The 18,054-nt window shown below is 39.6% G+C and carries 14 protein-coding genes; 10 read left to right on the top strand and 4 right to left on the bottom strand.

The window, feature by feature from the left end:
- Position 1: 1 nt before the first annotated feature.
- Positions 2-2,185, top strand: coding sequence for a molybdopterin cofactor-binding domain-containing protein (locus Q0954_RS23350; RefSeq protein WP_299461009.1), 2,184 nt, complete (start codon positions 2-4; stop codon positions 2,183-2,185).
- Positions 2,186-2,283: 98 nt separating this feature from the next.
- Here Q0954_RS23350 and Q0954_RS23345 read toward each other — a convergent pair whose 3' ends face one another.
- A complete protein-coding gene (locus tag Q0954_RS23345; protein ID WP_299461007.1) occupies positions 2,284-2,568 on the bottom strand; it encodes a hypothetical protein in 285 nt (94 codons plus the stop codon).
- 312 nt (positions 2,569-2,880) lie between these two features.
- Here Q0954_RS23345 and Q0954_RS23340 point away from each other — a divergent pair, with 312 nt between their 5' ends.
- On the top strand, positions 2,881-5,706 hold the full coding sequence (locus tag Q0954_RS23340) for a pitrilysin family protein (protein ID WP_299461005.1): 2,826 nt from the start codon (positions 2,881-2,883) through the stop codon (positions 5,704-5,706).
- Positions 5,707-5,869: 163 nt separating this feature from the next.
- Positions 5,870-7,069 carry a glycosyltransferase gene (locus tag Q0954_RS23335; RefSeq protein ID WP_299461003.1) on the top strand — a complete coding sequence of 400 codons (1,200 nt, stop codon included), beginning with the start codon at positions 5,870-5,872 and terminating at the stop codon, positions 7,067-7,069.
- A 475-nt stretch (positions 7,070-7,544) separates the two neighbouring features.
- On the opposite strand, the gene Q0954_RS23330 is transcribed toward Q0954_RS23335, so the two are convergent.
- On the bottom strand, positions 7,545-8,198 hold the full coding sequence (locus tag Q0954_RS23330) for an SHOCT domain-containing protein (RefSeq protein ID WP_299461001.1): 654 nt from the start codon (positions 8,196-8,198) through the stop codon (positions 7,545-7,547).
- Between the two features lie 358 nt (positions 8,199-8,556).
- Between Q0954_RS23330 and Q0954_RS23325 the strand changes: the two genes are divergently transcribed.
- Positions 8,557-8,985: a hypothetical protein gene (locus tag Q0954_RS23325; protein ID WP_157558627.1), complete on the top strand. Its 429-nt coding sequence runs from the start codon at positions 8,557-8,559 to the stop codon at positions 8,983-8,985.
- Positions 8,986-8,997: 12 nt separating this feature from the next.
- Here the strand turns inward: Q0954_RS23325 and Q0954_RS23320 are convergent, their stop codons facing one another.
- On the bottom strand, positions 8,998-9,936 hold the full coding sequence (locus Q0954_RS23320) for a leucine-rich repeat domain-containing protein (protein WP_299460996.1): 939 nt from the start codon (positions 9,934-9,936) through the stop codon (positions 8,998-9,000).
- A 319-nt stretch (positions 9,937-10,255) separates the two neighbouring features.
- On the opposite strand from Q0954_RS23320, the gene Q0954_RS23315 reads away from it, so the two are divergent.
- The 6 genes from Q0954_RS23315 to Q0954_RS23290 all read left to right on the top strand — a co-directional run bounded on the left by Q0954_RS23315 (position 10,256) and on the right by Q0954_RS23290 (position 17,047).
- Entirely contained in the window at positions 10,256-11,002 is a 747-nt protein-coding gene (locus Q0954_RS23315; RefSeq protein WP_299460994.1) for a hypothetical protein, read from the top strand.
- A 268-nt stretch (positions 11,003-11,270) separates the two neighbouring features.
- Positions 11,271-12,233 carry a hypothetical protein gene (locus tag Q0954_RS23310; RefSeq protein WP_299460992.1) on the top strand — a complete coding sequence of 321 codons (963 nt, stop codon included), beginning with the start codon at positions 11,271-11,273 and terminating at the stop codon, positions 12,231-12,233.
- A 539-nt stretch (positions 12,234-12,772) separates the two neighbouring features.
- A complete protein-coding gene (locus tag Q0954_RS23305) occupies positions 12,773-14,041 on the top strand; it encodes a hypothetical protein (RefSeq protein WP_299460990.1) in 1,269 nt (422 codons plus the stop codon).
- A 373-nt stretch (positions 14,042-14,414) separates the two neighbouring features.
- On the top strand, positions 14,415-14,972 hold the full coding sequence (locus Q0954_RS23300; protein ID WP_002700643.1) for an RNA polymerase sigma factor: 558 nt from the start codon (positions 14,415-14,417) through the stop codon (positions 14,970-14,972).
- A 12-nt stretch (positions 14,973-14,984) separates the two neighbouring features.
- Positions 14,985-16,634, top strand: a complete 1,650-nt coding sequence (locus Q0954_RS23295; RefSeq protein WP_299460986.1) for a hypothetical protein — start codon at positions 14,985-14,987, stop codon at positions 16,632-16,634.
- A 77-nt stretch (positions 16,635-16,711) separates the two neighbouring features.
- Positions 16,712-17,047: a hypothetical protein gene (locus Q0954_RS23290; RefSeq protein WP_299460984.1), complete on the top strand. Its 336-nt coding sequence runs from the start codon at positions 16,712-16,714 to the stop codon at positions 17,045-17,047.
- A 345-nt stretch (positions 17,048-17,392) separates the two neighbouring features.
- On the opposite strand, the gene Q0954_RS23285 is transcribed toward Q0954_RS23290, so the two are convergent.
- Positions 17,393-17,962, bottom strand: coding sequence for a hypothetical protein (locus Q0954_RS23285; protein WP_299460982.1), 570 nt, complete (start codon positions 17,960-17,962; stop codon positions 17,393-17,395).
- Between the last annotated feature and the right edge of the window lie 92 nt (positions 17,963-18,054).

The following is an 18,054-nucleotide window of genomic DNA, read 5'->3' as shown; positions in this document are numbered from 1 at the left end:
CATGAACAGAAGAACTTTTGTAAAGGTATCAACGGCAGTTAGCGGAGGACTAATGCTAAGCCTGGCACTTCCCGCAGGTAATCATGTACTGGCAAAAGACCTCCCCACGTTTGCCCCCAACGCTTTTTTAGAAATAGACACTCAAGGACTACTGACTTTTACGCTTACCAAGCTAGAAATGGGTCAAGGGTCGGGTACGGGGCTACCCCAGATTTTAGCCGATGAACTGGGCGCCAATTGGCAACAAATAAAGATAGTAAGGGCTACCTATGACAAAAGGTTTAGCCGCAACGAACAAGGTACCACAGGAGGCAGCTCCAGCATTCGCAAACTTTGGCACCCCTTGCGCAAAGCAGGCGCCACAGCACGTATGCTCTTGACAGAAGCAGCCATACAATACTGGCAACGAAAACACAAAGGCGTGTTTAACCATCAAAACTGTTATACTAAAAACGGGCAAGTGATCCACCAGCCTTCTGGCAAAAAACTCGCTTTTGGCAAAATAGCCGGAGCTGCTGCCAAATTACCTGTGCCCGAAAAGATCACGTTTAAAAAAACATCGGCATACCAGTACATAGGAAAATCGGTAACAAATCTAATCACTCCTGGCGTAGTAGAAGGGCAAGACGAGTACGGCATCAATACAAAAGTTCCAGGCATGCTATACGCTGCTGCCGTCCGATGCCCCGTGTACAAAGGTACGCTTAAAAGCTATGAGGCTAAAGCAGCCCTTAGCATAAAAGGCGTACAACAAGTAATAAAGATAACCAATGTTGACCTTAACAACGACCCTTATGTATTTGATAGTGTGGTGGTGATTGCTCGCTCTACCTGGGCGGCCTTTAAAGGGAAACAAGCCCTGAAAGTGCAGTGGAACGAGGGCAAAAATGGGCAACGTAGCCTCAAAAGTGTACGCAAAGAGATACTGGAAGCAGGCAAACTGCCTATTACCAAACCTACTGTAAATCTGGGCGATACTACGGCGGCATTTAAAGATGCTGAAGTAATAGAAGCTACCTACGAAAACCCTTTTCAAGCACACGCCTTGCTCGAGCCAATGAATGCTGTTGCTAAAATAGAAGGCAACCAATGCGAGGTATGGGCAAGTACCCAATCGGCACAAAATGCTACCCAGGCAGTGGCAAAAGTAACCGGGCTCAAAGAAGAAAACATTACCATTAATGTATTGCCTGGAGGAGGATCTTTTGGGCGACGCGGTGAAGATCACATAGCAGAAGCTGTATTGGTGTCTAAAGCCATTGGTGGCAAACCAGTAAAAATGGTATGGACACCCGAAGATGGCATGCAGCACGACCAATACCACCCTTACCACTATAGTAACTATCGGGCAGCTATTAAAAATAACAAGCTGGTGGGATGGGAAAACAAAATAGTACGAGCTTCTAACAGTCAGGGAGGTAACCGCCTTTATGATATTTTTTATCATTTTGACAACGCCAAAAACCAGTGCACGCTGGTAGACCCACCCATTCCTATAGGTGCCTGGCGCAGCGTATCGGTACACTCGGCTACCTTGGGTATGGAGTGTTTTATAGATGAAATAGCCCATAAACTAAAACAAGATGCTTACAAGCTCAGAATGGAGCTGCTCAATCACCCTGTAAAGTTGGTAGGCACTGGCGACCGTGCCAAACTGATCCAAAATTTCAGGAAACTCACCCGCGAGCGCTTTCGCCAAGTACTACCTAAGGTGGTAGAGGTAGGTCAATGGGGCAAAAAAATGCCTAAAGGACACGGACAAGGGTTGGCAGTAGCGGGATTTTCGCGCACAGCATGCGCCCAAATAGCCGAGGTGTCGGTAAACCAAGGAAAACTTACAATACATAAGATCACTTGTGTAATGCACCTGGGCAAGGTCATCAATCCTCACTTTGTCAGGGGGCAAGTAGAGGGGAGCATTATCTGGTCGTTGGGAGCTTTGCTCTATGGAGGAATAGACTTTGAAAACGGCAGAGTAAAACAAAGCAATTACCACGACTACAAAGTACTACGTATAGACGAAACCCCCGAAATAGTAGTGCACTTGATAGAAAGCGAGGATGATCCTACGGGAGCAGGCGAACCTGCAGTGCCGCCTTTAGCCCCAGCAGTACTCAATGCTATTTTTGCCGCTACTGGCAAGCGTATCCGAAAAATACCTGTACTGCCCACAGATTTGATCTAAACATGTAGCCAAAATAAGCCCCAAATACCTCACGGTATTTGGGGTTCAGTAAACCCACAAAATAAGTTGCTCTATAGGGCTCTACCTTATACTTTGTACTACTTCTGCTTTTTTACCCACTTTACATAGTTGGCAAACTTTTCGTTTTCCATCAGTTTTTTTTTGGTGTTATAGTTTAAGCCCAAATCTTTGAGTTCAAAAAACTTATGAATTGTAGAGTGGCACATTCGGCACAAGTTCAAACCTCTGGTCTTCATTTCTTCTTTGCCAAACTTTCGTAAAAAAAGCTTCTTTTTATGCAAATTACAAGGAATAAGGTGGTGGAAGCTGAGCGATTTTTCTCGTCCGCATATTTCACAATCGCCATATCGTATACGTGTCATGAGTGTATTCAATTAGTTGGTTCATACTGCCCCTGTTTTGCGCTCTTTCCTGCTTCTATAGTCCCTGATAAAACACCTATAAAAACCTCAGAAAGAGTGCTGGGTGTAAGTATATACGGAACAACCCACAAGATAGGTTGGGGCAACAAACAGAGACAACGAGATAACCGTATCGTAAAAAAATAATGCAGTACTTGTATGACTAATACAATAATTATAGGTTTGTTTGATGGTATGCCTATTAGCCTGAACTAAGCTTGATATAAGTTGATCGTTAGTCTATCACCATTTCATATTAAACTATAGAAAACTATGAATTATAAATTGATCACCCAAGGTCTGATGCTTTGTTTGCTTACTGTGGTAGTGGCAGGACAAGCATCTTTTGCCCAACAATTAGACAAAGAAATACCTTTTGATGCGCAGGTAAGAACTGGTAAGCTCAAAAATGGATTAAAATATTATATCCGCAAAAATGCCAAGCCAGAAAAAAGAGTAGAGCTAAGGCTTGCCATAAATGCTGGGTCTATGCAAGAAAACGACCAACAACAAGGACTGGCTCACTTTGTAGAACACATGGCATTTAACGGTACTAAAAATTTCAAGAAAAACGAGTTAGTAAGCTATTTACAATCGGCAGGAGTAAAATTTGGTGCCCACCTGAATGCTTACACTAGTTTTGACGAAACAGTATACATGCTCATGTTACCTACCGATAAGCAGGAAGTCATGGATAAAGGCTTTCAGATTTTGGAAGACTGGGCGCATAATGTAAGCTTTGACAACAAAGAAATTGACAAAGAACGTGGGGTAGTAATAGAAGAATGGAGGCTGGGACGAGGCGCTGGGCAACGCATGCGTGACCAGTACTTTCCGGTATTACTCAATAATTCGCGTTATGCCAAACGCTTGCCTATAGGCAAAAAGAAAATTCTGGAAAACTTTAAATACAATACCCTGAAGCAATTTTACAAGGATTGGTACCGTCCCGACTTAATGGCAGTAGTAGTGGTGGGCGATATTGACCTGGAGGCTATGGAGAAAAAAATCAAAAAGCATTTTTCTCGCCTAAAGCCAGTAAAAAACGCCCGTGAAAAAAAACTATACCCAGTGCCCCCTCACCAAAAAACCTTTGTATCTATCAATACAGATAAAGAGGCGCCCTTCTCGCAAGTACAAATCATTTATAAAAAACCACTTAAGAAGGTAAAAAACCTGAAAGATTATCGCCAGCAAATGATCAACCGCTTGCATAGTGGTATACTTAACCAACGTTTGCGTGAGCTTACCGAAAAAGCCAACCCTCCGTTTATCAATGCGGGTTTTTATTACGGCAACTTTATCCGATCTATAGACGCCTACTCAGGCAATGTATTTGCCAATGGCAATGATATTTTGGGCGGCTTAAGGGTAGCATTGACCGAAAGCAAGCGCGTACGAAAACACGGCTTTACCAAAGGAGAGTTTGAACGTTATAAAAAAACAATTCTGAACAGTTACAAACGCGCCTATAACGAACGCAAAAAAACCGACTCTAAAAGTTTTGCCCGTGAATATGTGGCTCACTTTTTACAGCAAGAACCTACCCCAGGAATCAAATTCGAATATGAGTTTGTCAAAAAGGTATTGCCTACAATTACTTTAGCAGAAGTAAACGCTTTGTCTAAAAAATGGATTACCAAAGACAACCGGGTAATCATTATCAACGCTCCAGAAAAAAAAGGAGTGATTGTACCCACCGAAGCACAGGTAAGAACTGTGCTCAAAGAAGTGGCTTTCAATACAGTAAAACCTTATAAAGACAAGGCAGTAGGGACTAAACTGATGGATAAAATGCCTACAGCTGGCAAAGTAACCAATACCAAAACATACCCTAAGTCAGGTACTACCGAACTTACCCTCTCTAATGGTATCGTGGTTACCTTGAAGCCTACCGATTTTAAAGATGATCAGGTGTTGTTTAACGGCTACAGTTTGGGGGGGTATTCACTGGCTGCCGCCAAAAACCACGTCTCGGCAATTTATGCTTCGCAAATTATAGCGGCTAGTGGCGTGAGCAAATTCAAAGCAGCCGACCTACGCAAAATGATGGCAGGCAAATCCGTCAGTGTAAAACCTTATATTCGTGAGGTGACACACGGGGTGAGTGGTGCTACTACTCCCCAAGACCTTGAAACTGCCTTGCAAATGACTCATTTGTACTTTACCAAACCTCGCAAAGATGAGACGGCGTTTAAATCGATGAAAAATCAGTACAAGAGTATGATGCAAAACCTGATGGCAAATCCTAATTTTTATTTTCAAGACCAGCTAACAAAAATTAAGAATCAAAATCACCCCCGTGCCGCTGGTTTTTTTCCTACCAAAGAAGAGTTAGAAAAAATAGACCTTGATCAAACAATGGCTTTTTATAAGCGAATATTTAGCAATGGTCAAAATTTTAAATTTGTATTTGTGGGCAACTTTAAGGTAGACAAGATTAAACCATTGCTTGAGAAGTATATCGGTAGTTTGCCTACCACCCAACAAAAAGCTACTTTCAAAGACTTAGGGATTAGGCCACCTAAAGGCAAAGTAACCAAAAAGCTGTACAAAGGCAAAGACCCTAAAAGTCAAGTACATCTATCGTTTATGGGGGCAGCCAAGTACAGCGCAAAAGATGCCTCACTGATTAAAGCACTTGCCGAAGCACTCAGTATTAAACTGATTGAAAAGCTACGCGAAGAAAAAGGAGGAGTGTATGGAGCAGGTGCTTATGGCTATATGCAAAAAAAGCCTTATGATAATTATGCCATCATAGTGTCTTTTCCTTGTGCACCCAAAAATGTAGATGACTTGGTAACTGCCACAATGGGCGAAATAAAGAAAATACAAAAGAATGGCATCAGCAGTAAGGACTTAAAAAAGGTGCAAGCCCAACAAATACGCAGTATGGAAACCAACATGAAAAACAACCGCTATTGGTTAAACACCCTGCGCAGTGCTTATATCAATGGTAAGGATCGAGAAAAAATAACTGAATATGAGCAAAGCATTCAGGCGTTGAACTCTAAAGATATGCAAAAAGCTGCTCAAAAATACTTTGATATGAAAAATTACATCAAAGTGGTATTGTACCCCGAAACAATGAAAAAGTAGCAAGACAACCTACTTTTGAGTTTTTTCATACCACCAACGAAGTCAGACAATGTACTGGCTTCGTTTTTTCATATACAACAAGTACCCCATTATTGAATATATGGTTCTTACTATTAACTTTACCCCAGTTTAAATCTGACCATCACTTTCTGGCATTATAGTAATGACAAAATCAACACCTACTCAATTGAGAATTCTTTGGCTCACCGAAAACTACTACCCCAACAAAGGAGGAATGGCTCAGTCTTGCGACCGTATAGTGCACCATTTGCGTGCCGATGGGGTATTGGTAGATGTAGTACATTTTACCCACCACCTGACCAAAACCAAGATAGTAAGCGTGCAAAACGGTAAAAATATTGCATTTGCTATGCACCCCGACGTGTCACACAGTTTGAACCTGGTCTGGTCGTTTATAGAAAACTACAGCCAGGAACTTGCCCAGACACAAAACCCTGCTATTACCCACCTGGTAGCTTTTGGTGGACAAGTGCCTATGTTGGCCGCTCCTATATTTGCCACCTGGCTTCGGTTACCCTACGTAGTATTGCTGCGCGGTAACGATTTTGATACGGGTATATTTTCACCCAAAAGGCAAGAAATATTAAAAAATGCTTTGCTCAACGCAGCCCATATTTGTGTAGTAAGCAAAGACAAAATGTACAAAATCAAAGGTTTATTTGCTCACGCCAGCGTAAGTCATATTGCCAATGGTATTGACCTCAACGAGTGGCGGTTGCTTGCCTCAGACAAGAAAAAAGCCCAAGCCTGGCGTAACACCCATGTAACCCAAGTCAGTACTCAAAAGGTGTGGGGGATGTTTGGGCATTTAAAATCAAAGAAAGGCGTGTTATTTTTTTTAGAAGCACTCAAGCTATCGGGTAAACTGCCACAAGTGCATTTGCTTATTATAGGAGATATGACAGAAGCTGTAGCGAAGTTTCTGGAGGCAAACGCTGACATATTACACTATACACACTACCCGTTTATGGAACGGTACGCTTTGTTGCCTTACTATGCTGCTTGCGACCTGGTGGCTATTCCTTCGTATTATGATGGTTTGCCCAATGTAATGATGGAAGCCGGAGGATTGGGAGTGCCTTTTATTGCTGCCAAAGCTGGAGGAATGGCCGATTTTCTGGAAGAAGGGATACATGGGCATTTATTTCACCCTGGTAACTTAGATCAGTGCCGCGAAGCCATCAATCAAATGTTTAACCTGTCGGCAAATGAACTACAAAAAATGGGGGCCAACTGTAAACATTTGGTACAAACTCAGTTGAACCACCACAATGAAACGGCTAATTACCGACAGATGTTTGAAAATACTTTGTCATTACAAAAAAAGGCTTCTGATGATTGAACACCAGAAGCCTTCAAAAGAAGCTGTCTCATAATCATTTTCAGAAAAATATTATTTTAATGATTGATCATACCTGACAGGTAGGCTGTTAAGAATTTTAAAAAAGTGCCCCACGTTTTTGAGGAAACTTTTATGATTTTAAAAATAAGGTAAACATTCTTTGTCTAATACAAGATACCCAAATTTTTCTTTTCCTGCAAAAATAGCCATTACTACGTTACAGGGTATATTTTAAAGAAAAATCAGTTTTGGTTTATCCAATCAAGGTAGGCAAACAATTCCTTGAAAGTTGTGATAATCTCATGGTATTTCTAAACCAAAAACGTGGGGAAGAAATTACCAGATTCTTAACAGCCTACCTGACAGGTTTTGGGAACCTGTCAGGTATAAAATACTTTAAAAATCGTTTTTCCTTTAAGGAAATTTGCCAAGACTTGAGTTATGAGACAGCCTTCAATAAGTATGGTTGATTTCACTACAATTGAGCCAAAATCTTTTGTTTCTTTTGCTGAAATTCGTCTTCAGTCAGAATGCCCTTGTCACGCAGATCGCCCAGAATTCTCAGTTTTTCAAAAACAGCATCATCTCCAGTAGTTTGTTTGCTGTCAGCGCCATTATCACTGTTGTTTTTGCTATCTTCCTTACCATCTGCTTCGGGAGTACTTGGTTTTTCGCCAAAACCTACCCTATCTCTCAAATCTTTTACATATTGCTTCCCTTTCTCAAAAGCATCTTTGTACATTTCTTTAGCGCCACTCATATCAAACTTAGAAAGCACGTTGGTTACCTGGAGCTGAGATTTAAACACTTGCCCCAAAGCATAAGTAGAGGCTCCTGATAATACTACCATAGGCACCCCACCAAGCAAAGCCCCCACTACTGGGATAGTTTTTACTGCACTGGCTCCAACTTTTGCCACTCCTGCACCTACAATTGAAGAGATCAGGTTTTTTCCAAATCCTTCAGAGTAGTCTACATCATATATAAGACAAAGTTCTTTGAGCATATTCAATTGAATCGCAGTTACAGCAGCTACGTCTACTATAGGAATAGGTAACGCACCCGCTCCCATAGACCATAAAATATGGTTATCTATCACTCTGTCTGCTTGTGTCGATTTATCTGCCATGAAATTATATAGTAAAGTTAAGTTTTCAGCAATATAACAAAATGTCCCATAAGGAACAATATATTATTGAAATACGCAAGCAGTATAGAATAGTTTAGAGAGGCTTATGAGAAGCGCATAAAGCAGCCACATAATCAATGAGTTACACTTTGATTTTCAGCACTATAGCAAAAATTCAGCCGTTTATTTTGACCGTTTCTGGCACGAAATTTCCTTGTTGATATTTGTATTTTTTAAAGATTCATTCTTAGGAATCGAATCACACACAATGGATATTTTTTTGTACCACAAAACAAAGCCAATACCAGCTACGCCAGACAAAAGTACATTTTTGTACACCATTGAAAACTTTTACAAAATGAAAATAGTAAATTTCGATCGGGAAGTTGATCAACTACTAAGCTCCAACGACTGGAATAATATAGACTTGCTTGCTAAGATTTTAAAAGGATTTAATTATACTCCCAAATATACTCAACAGCTTATTCGCAAGATTACTTATTTGTATTTTGATGAATTTTTGCCCAACCTGGAATACCACCGCTTTGGGAGCACACTCATCAATAAAAATACATTTACCCTTATTTTTAACCGCCTCAATGAGTATTTAGACATTCCATATATGATTGTGGAAATTTCGTCTGACAGTATTCAAATCAATGCTTATTTGCAACAAAGCGATGAAGTGGCGCAGACAAAGCCTGTACAAATAGAGCTGGACGAGTTGGCAAGATTTTTATTTTACGGACTCAAAGCCAAATTTGAGATTGGAGAGTTAAGGGCGTAGTTGTATACGCGCTTAAAAATGAATATATATGTGGGGAAACCAACCTTGAATGGTTTCCCTGTTTTTTTTCGATAACTGGTTCCCTCTCAGGTAGAGATGCTCAAGGTTGGTCAGATTTTGAAAACTGTTTGGCAAATAAGTGAGCAAGTTATCATTCACATTGAGCTTTTTGAGCGATGATAAGTGCCCCAAAGACGCAGGAAGTTGTTGAATTTGATTATTTTGTAAACTCAATTCTTCGAGTTGCTGAAGTTTGCCCAAAGACGCAGGTACTCCCCGAAGGGCATTGTTTTGCGCACGCAATATTTTGAGCTGCGCCAAGTACCCAATGGAGTCAGGCAGGTTGCTTAAATTGTTGTTGTATAGGTGCAGTTTTTTGAGTTGAGTAAGCGTTTGCCAGTCAAGCGGCAATGCATTGATATGATTGTATGACAAATTTAACTCTTGTAAGCCTCTTAGTTGAGTGATCTCCTTGGGCAATTCTGTCAACTGATTATACTTTGCATGTAAAATTTTGAGCTTTTGTAGTCTGTTTAGCCTGGCAGGTAAAGCCTGCAATCGGTTATCGTCTAACTGGAGCTCAGTGAGTTGGGTAAGTCGTCCAATAGTCGCAGGCAATTGGCATAAGTTGTTCCAACGGAGCCAGCAAACTTTCAGTCTTTTGAGTTGCCCTATGTCTTGGGGCAATTGCTCAAGGTCACAGTTTTCTATACATAACTCTCTCAATTTTTTAAGTTTGCCTATCTCAGGCGATACACCCGCCAAACACACCCCTGATATATACAACGCTCTCAAGGAATGTAAAGGAAACATTAGCCCGGTTTCGAAGCATAATGCTTGGTAATGTGCTTTTATGATCGGTAGCAACCTGCTTGGTACACCTGTACCTTTCATTAAATAAAAAGCCAGACGAACTTGACCTGCATCGCTACTCAAAAGCAACTGCTTCAATTTTTTCTCTTGGGTTGATGTAGTATTTGAGAAAGTTTTTTTAGTTTTTAAGAATGAAAATAATTTTTTAAAGGAAAAATCAGCCATCATTGCAAGGGTTAGGTAGGTACAGAATACCAAAAAAACAACAAAAATAGGGAGGTTTGATTAGATTTGTATAAATTCAACTATAAGTTAATACAACGATAACCAAAGCCAGTTGCATATTAATAACTTATATTAATTATGCTTTTTTTGGTTTAATTCTCAAACAATCAGGTGGTTAGTGCGTACATAATTGTTAATAAAAACTCTAAAACTACTTTCTGTGTTCAATCCAATGGAAACCCAAATTCATAACTATTACTTGCTTAAAGAAAACCGAGAAACTGATCAGATGATAAACAATATCAGGGCTTTGTTGGCAAACAATGACGCTGATAAAGTAGAACTTGCCCTTCAGCTGATGCAAAATGGGGGCGTTCCTTCCCAATTGATTACCTACCTTTTTGTATTGTCACGGCTTCACCCCGAATACCACATTCGCGAGGCGTCTCAGGCACTTTATTATGATTGGGCTTCTGAAAGTTTAAAAAAGTTTATTGCCAAATATTACAACAAAATGGCAGAGTGGACATCTGACGAAACTAATGTAAGTCAATGTTTAGAGAAAATTTACCTGCACAAAGATATTGACGCCGTTGACTTGGGCAACCTTTGGGTCAAGTTTCGGGGCAAAGGCAACCTTTTTCGCCTGAAAAACAAGATAGAGCCAGTTACCCAGGTATTACAAAGTTTGTATAACCCACATAGCAAAACTTTGACCTTAAGCGATTTACAACTGACTCGTTTGCCCGAAGAAGTAACCCTGTTTGACATAGAAAACTTATACATAGATGGCAATTTTTTCAAAAAATTACCCCGCTCTTTTTATCAATTAAAAAAACTTCGTTATATCAACTATTATTGGACACCTCTCAAAAAATCGACGCTTGCCAAACTAAGAAAATACTACCCTCATATTACACTCAAAGCATACCCCATCAGCGAAAACTTTGAAGAAGCACCTGTATTAGAAAAGTTATAAATCACCTTAAAGTGACAGGGGCAACTCCCCTCCTGCCTCTGTCACTTTCTTCTCCTCTTGTGTGTTTGTATTTATCAGTACTCAGCACACCACCTACTCACTATCAACACATTACATTAATCATTGCGCTTATTTACATTCTGCTATCAGTTAAATAGCATTCAGTTTTTTTTACTTTTTTTTTCTCTCTTCATTTAAACCTTCCGTAAAAGGATATATCTAAAAGATAATTTAGAAATGAGAACCTATTAATTTTAATATCTATTTTATGAAACATTCCAACACCTTTTTCACAAAATTCATTGTTTTGACTTTGGTAGCCAGTATGGCGCTTTGGAGTTGTAAAAAAGAAGAATCAACTGACCCTACTACTACTTTAGATCAAGAAGTAACCAACAGTAGTGTAGAAACAGCCAGCGAAGCTCAGGAAGAGGCGGACAAGCTAGAATCTGATATAAATGAAATAGAAAAAACTTTCAGCACTACAATTAATGCACGTACTACTGAGGACACTACCGTAACTTTTAAGCGATGTGCCAGTGTTACTATTACCAAAAATACTACAGCAGGCACTCGTACTGTAGCCATTGATTATGGCACTGGCTGTACCGATTCTATCACTTCTGGTGGTACATTGGTAACCATTACCCGCAAGGGAAAAGTAACCATTGTATATACCGGAAAATGGAATGCACTGAACACTGTAAGCACAACCGCCTTTGCCGGATACTCTAGCACAATAACCAAAAATGGAAAGACATTGAGCCGCACTATCAGTGGCACGCGTAAGGTAACCAACCTAAGCAGCATCACCTTCAACAGTAATGGTTTGACAGGAACGCCTAAATTCCGTTATGAAAATAACCTAACCATTGAATTGCCCGCCATTGATGGTGACCGCCCGGCAGCAACCGTGACTTATATAAGTGATAAAACCAAAACCTGGAGCAAGGGCTTTGGAAGCTTTAGTCCTTTTGACGACGAGTTTACAGTGACAGGAACCTTTAGTGGTACCAACCGAAAAGGAGTAGCCTACAGCGCGGAAATACAAGAAGCAGTCACTCATAAAACCGAGTGCTGGAAAAGCAGCATTTTTATGCCAGTATCGGGTAAAGTAAAATACACCACTGCACGTGGTGATGCTACGGTAGACTATGGTGATGGAACCTGTGACCGCAAGGTAACTGTAGTAATTAATGGCAACACGTATGAGTATGATGCAGGACAATAAAATATAAATGGTGTATACAATAGTCCACAGCCCCGACAGGGTTCTAGGGACTAGGTGCAAGGTTCTAGGTATACCTTGTTCCACAAGTAACCACACTTTTATATCACGTTGATTTTTAGCAACTTATAAAAAGCGTAGTTAGAAGCATTTAGTCCGTAGTCCATAGCGGATTCGAGTAAATGTTTACCCTATTAATCATTGTAAACCAATGGCGTATATTAAATTTGTGTACTTGCTTTATTTTTCAAAGGGTTTTAGTTTTACGTCTAAATTAAATAGTTTTTAAACTTATAACCATTTGATAACCGACCAACGGGAGCTCACTGAAGGTAATCAGTAATCAACTTTGACTAAAATCACTGCGGAGTATTGGTATACACCAAAATACGTAATTTTATCATCAAAATCTCTTCTGAAATTCAGAAGAGATTTTTTTTTGTTAATTCCCACTTTACAAATGTCAATTTTATTAACTTATGTTTTTTGATATAACTCATAGAAATTAGCATATTTGAACGAAATAACTATAGGGAGAATTTATGAAAACATTTACAAGTATTAAGCATTTTGTGTATTGCATTGGCGTGTTGACGATATTTACCTGCTTTTCGGTAAACGCCCAAAAGCCAAGTACTGCCGACTCAGTAGCCCAATTATACCAACGTTTTTTTACGCTGGAATCAGCTGCCGAAAAACGAGAGAAAACAATGACAGATTCTCTCAATACATTAAACAAAACGTACAAGTCGCTGGAAAACCTCATCCGCAAAGACAGGAGTACCTTTGCAAGGGTGTCTAAAACTATCAAACAACTTACCAGCAAAGATTTGCTGGATGCCAAAAACCGCTACGAAACCAACCGTACCAGTATACAAAATACGGCAGATTTTATGGAGGCTTTTAACAATGGCTTGAACGGTGTAGAGGCATCCCTTACCTTTACTGATTATTTTAATGCCATCACAGAATTGAACAACCCTACCAATAGTGAGCTGGGGTTTTCGCTGGAGCAGGAAATGATGCGCATTTTAAACAAAAACATTCAGTTAGGTCGCCGAAAAAAGCCCAAGTTTTTACGTATTATTTCAGGCATTATCAAAAACCCCATTACCCAGGCGGTGACCTCTATAGTGCCTGGGGTGAGCTCTATTCAGTCGGTGCTCAACTTTGTAAATGGTGTAGCAATGAACGAAAGAGATATCAGTGTTGGCAATATAATGGGTGTACAAAACGGCGCCCTAAGTTATGTAAAACATTACGAACAATTGAGCAAAGCAAGTACTAACCTTGACCAAAGTATCAACAGTCTGAAAGTAAGAGCAGAGGGTTTGGCAAGGCTTAGCAATGGGTTTGTAAAAGATATGGTGATACCCTTGCATGGAGTGAAAAAAGCAGATGTTGAAAAGGCTTCGCTCAACGATGTACTCAACAAATATTATACTTATCGTATTGTAAGTGAGCGCATTAAGCAACTTGAAGATCAAAATAAAACCCGAAGAAGTCTTAATTACGACAAACTGGTAAATGACCCTCACCTAGGTTATTCATTGCTTAATCGTCAAAAGGTAGAGTTTATGTCAGAAGAACTCGAAAAAATATCTATTGAATACCTGGCAGCACTAGACGAACACCACAAAAATATCGTAAGAATATTGAAAGGAGCCGTCAAGTTAAACGGAGATCCGGCAAAAATAGACAAGAAGATTAAAACACTGAACCAACAGTTTGAAAGGGTAAAACAAACTTATAAAAAAAATGTAAACATAAAAGCGGTAAAAGAAAGAGCCGACCGTATTCCCGCTTATTAATTGGCTAATGCACTTTATAGTGGGATTTTTGGGCTAACTTGAGTATATTAAACAGAGTATGTCAATATTTAGCAAATTTCTTTATTATTTTTGATGTAAGTATCTTACTTACAGTGGGTTCAATTGAGATTTAATATTTGTATCAAGTGTTTTAAAACCTGTAAATCAGGGAAAAATCAGGTTTTTCTACCTATACCCAACAGTTTTTGAAACTTGCCAGGTATTAAACACGCTATTTTATTAAAAATCTACACTATATTAATAGTAAGATGTAACAACAGGGAGTAGTTTTTTTCACACAGTTCTACTCCTTTTTTTTATTTAGGCTGTCTTTATGAGTACAATGCCAAGGTTTAATTCTAATTAATTTATTATGTCGGTAAGTAAAAATAAGGGCAAGGGATTGTCGGATGAAGAGTGCTGGCAAAGGTGCTGCCAGGGCGATGAAAAAGCCTTTTTTTACATTCATGAACGCTATCGGGTACAGTTATTCGGTATTGCTTATGCCATGACTAAAAAAGAAGATGTAGCGCAGGATATTTTACAAGAGGTTTTTGTAAAAATTCACCAGAAAAGTAAAGAAAACTATCAGGTGCAAAGCATTAAGGGTCTGTTGATAGACATGACCAAAAAACTAAGCCTGAACGCTATAAGTAAGGCAAAAAGAGAGCAAGAGGTCTTTGCAGAATACAAGCAAGGACAAAAAAACGTGGCAGTGAATGATGGGGCTTATAATATTAAGAAAAAAGAGTTTTTTGGCAGACTCAAAAAAGTATTGAGCCCCACCCAACTAAGGATATTAAACCAGAAGCAATTGGGCTATTCTCAAAAAGAGATGGCAGAAAAGAACAATAGTAAGGTAACTACTGTAAAAACGCACCTGAGAGACGCTAAAAAGAATATCAAGGATATTAAAAAAGAAATTTTCTAACACTGTGGAACCATGAAAGATATTGGAGGCAACGAACATATAGATTACTTTGACCAGGATACTATACTAGACTATATCGATGGACGCTTATCGGATGAGGACAGGGCTTTGTTTGAACAGCAAATGCAACAGGATGAAACTCTTCAGCTGACTGTGGAGGGAATCAAGGGGTTTTATGCAGATGAACAAAAAGACCGCCCGTACCTCGAAAACCTAATGAATGAAAGCGAAGAAGCTTTGCGGGGTACTTTGGCCAACGCTGAAGCAAAAACAGTAGCTTTGGCAGCTCGTCGTCGCAATGTAATAGGCATTTCGGTAGCTGCTTGTGTGGCATTGTTCATGGTATTGAGCGTTCCACGTTTGTTGGATAACACCAAAGACAAAAGTTCAAATGAAGCGATTGGTGCTACCTCTGGCAAAGATATGACACCTAAAGTAGAGCAAAAACCCACCATTAAAACTGAAAGGACTACTACAGCCAAAAAATCAGCTGAAAATGCTGCCGAAACCAGCAACAAAGACTTAGACCTTAAGGGCAATACCGACTTACTCACCAATCAGGTGATTGCATTGAGTAAGAAAAAAACTCAAGGGGAAGGAAACTCTCCTGAAAAAATAAAAACAGATGGTTATGCAGTAACCGATGAGGATATAGAAAACAAAGAAATGATGACTCCTCCTCCACCCCCTACTATAGGGTTGGTGCCCAGAAAGGCCAAAGATGACAAGTCAAGGGAGACAGTCAAGACCACAGCAGTATCTAAAGAAAGTGTAAAAAAAGAGGAGGATAAGCAGTACAATAAAATGGCTAAAAAGAATGACCTGCCATCGTTTAATGCAGTCAGGTCTGCCAAAAAAAGACGCAAACAACCCAAGGGAGTTGCGCGCAAAAAACGTACACAAAACGCTTACATGAAAAACAGAAGCGTAACTGCCAATGATTTTAACGATCAAGAAATTGCGATCAAATACAGAACACCAGGCAAGTTACACCTGTGGGTATTTGCCGATGATGCTAACCTAAATTATTATACCTTAATGAAGGTAGGACGAGATGTAGCAACCCAAACAGGCATGCAATTGACCTCTAAAAAGAAGAATACTAAGGCATTTGTTTCACAACAATGGGGAAGCCTTATAAGCTCTCAACAATTAAACAACAATGATGTAGTATGGGTATATTATTTGGGTAAAAACAGTGGACAACTAAATGCTGCTGTCAATAGGCTGAACAATGCTTTGATACACAGCAGTGCTGCGCTCAAGCTAGTAATGGTAGACAATGGCAGTCAACAAATAAACTACGCCAACCACGCCCGGTTAGATGAAATAAATAAAAATGCCGGACAAAGCCCAGTGCAAATTCAAGGCATAAAGGCGATAGAAAAGCCTACCCCTGACAATGCTTATCAAAAGTTGTTTTTGGGTACTTCTGGCGACATTACTATACTGAGTAACAAACCTGGCAACAAGGCTTACCAAGGTTTATTTACTCAAAATCTCCTGCAAGCCCTACAAAGTGTTAAGGGTGATCAGCGCAAGGGTATTGATTGGAAGGCGGTTTTGAAGCAAGTAGATAGGCAAACCCGTAAACAAAGCAAGGCGCTGGGCAAAACCCAAAAAATACAGAAGAGAAAAATGAGAATAAAAAAGAGTTATTAGTTATTATTTTTTTATAAATTAACGGTGTGGCTTTTCGTAAGTCACGCCGTTTTTTGTTCATAAATGATAGATGGATCATGGAAAATATGAAAGATGAAGATTGGGCAAAACCTTATAAAAACCTCCCTTATATTGATGATGTAAAAGAATATTCAAAAGAGGATGAGGCTTTGTTTAAAGAGATAAAGGAAGTGCTGAAAAAATACAATGTATTGGACAAATTTGGTATTACGCTATTACACACTCACTTTCCAGTAAAAAAAGGGGAAATAATGGTAGAACATTATAACCCTGAGGACCAGTCACAGCTAACCAAACCGCACCCAAAAGAGGATATAGAAAAACTTGGGCTTGTCCCTATCTCGTGGCGTTTTACTGACAACGAGGATCAAAAAAAAGAATCCCATAGGTAGACTGTTCAAAATTTCAAAAAAAGTTTCCCAAGGTTTTAAGCCATTTTTGGTGATTGTGGCGAATTTATACGCTCAATATAGGGCTATTTTATCCATAGTTCAACCAACTCAAAAAATCACCTCCTGTGTTGGTCTTAAGGCTTCAGCCAGACCAACACAATGCGTCGCTATCGGTACGTAGGCTCTTGGTCTGCTGCGCTTAAGACCAAGAGGTGGAGTTCAGACTTGAGGCTGATTTTTAGGTAAATACGCCCCAATACTTAAGAGTTGAGTTTAGAATAAAAACGTGGAGAAGAAATTAAACAACCCTGAACAATCTACCTCATAGGTTTGTCATTTTGTTGGCTATGTTTCGCTTTGTAGAAGTGTAGCTAACAAAGCGGCAAATTCGATGGCTTTGATTATTTTATCTCGCTTTTTATTGGTGACTCCCGCAAAATTCATTGTATAAAACACTTCGTTTTGGTACAATACCACAGGTGCCCCTAATATACAATGCTCTTTTAGCTCAGCCAAAGCTTGTTTAATTTCTGACTTTTGTAAAAAAGCTTTGGTAGGAATGGGCTGTTCAGTCTTGATAATAAAGTGATCGTTAATGCGCCCATCCATCAGCTCAATATCGTTTTTGTTATAGGTGAGTTTAGTTTTGCGTTGAATAGTAAAACTAAAGTGTTGCCTTGGCACCGTAAATACAGCTCTTAGCTCGTTTCCTTCAGTAGCAGCATTTGGCTTTACTGTAATTTCTAGGGGCATTCCTTTGAGATTTCCACGCAATTCGGGCAACACCCAAAACGACTTAGAAGGGCGAACAAGTTCTAGCTTAAAGTGGTCTGCCAGCAAAGCAATTTGTTGGTGGTTGTTTTGAGTAGCACGGCGGGCAAACCAAAATATAAAGCCAAAAATACCCGCAATCAATGCAATAGTAGCTATTAACTTACGTTTCGCTGATTTCTAGGTTGGAAAAAAGAAAATAGTTAAACTCGCTGTATGATCACAGAACGAGTAGA

It is taken from the genome of uncultured Microscilla sp. (genome assembly GCF_947493425.1).
GTDB lineage: Bacteria > Bacteroidota > Bacteroidia > Cytophagales > Microscillaceae > Microscilla.
This window is presented reverse-complemented; position numbering and strand designations above follow the sequence as displayed.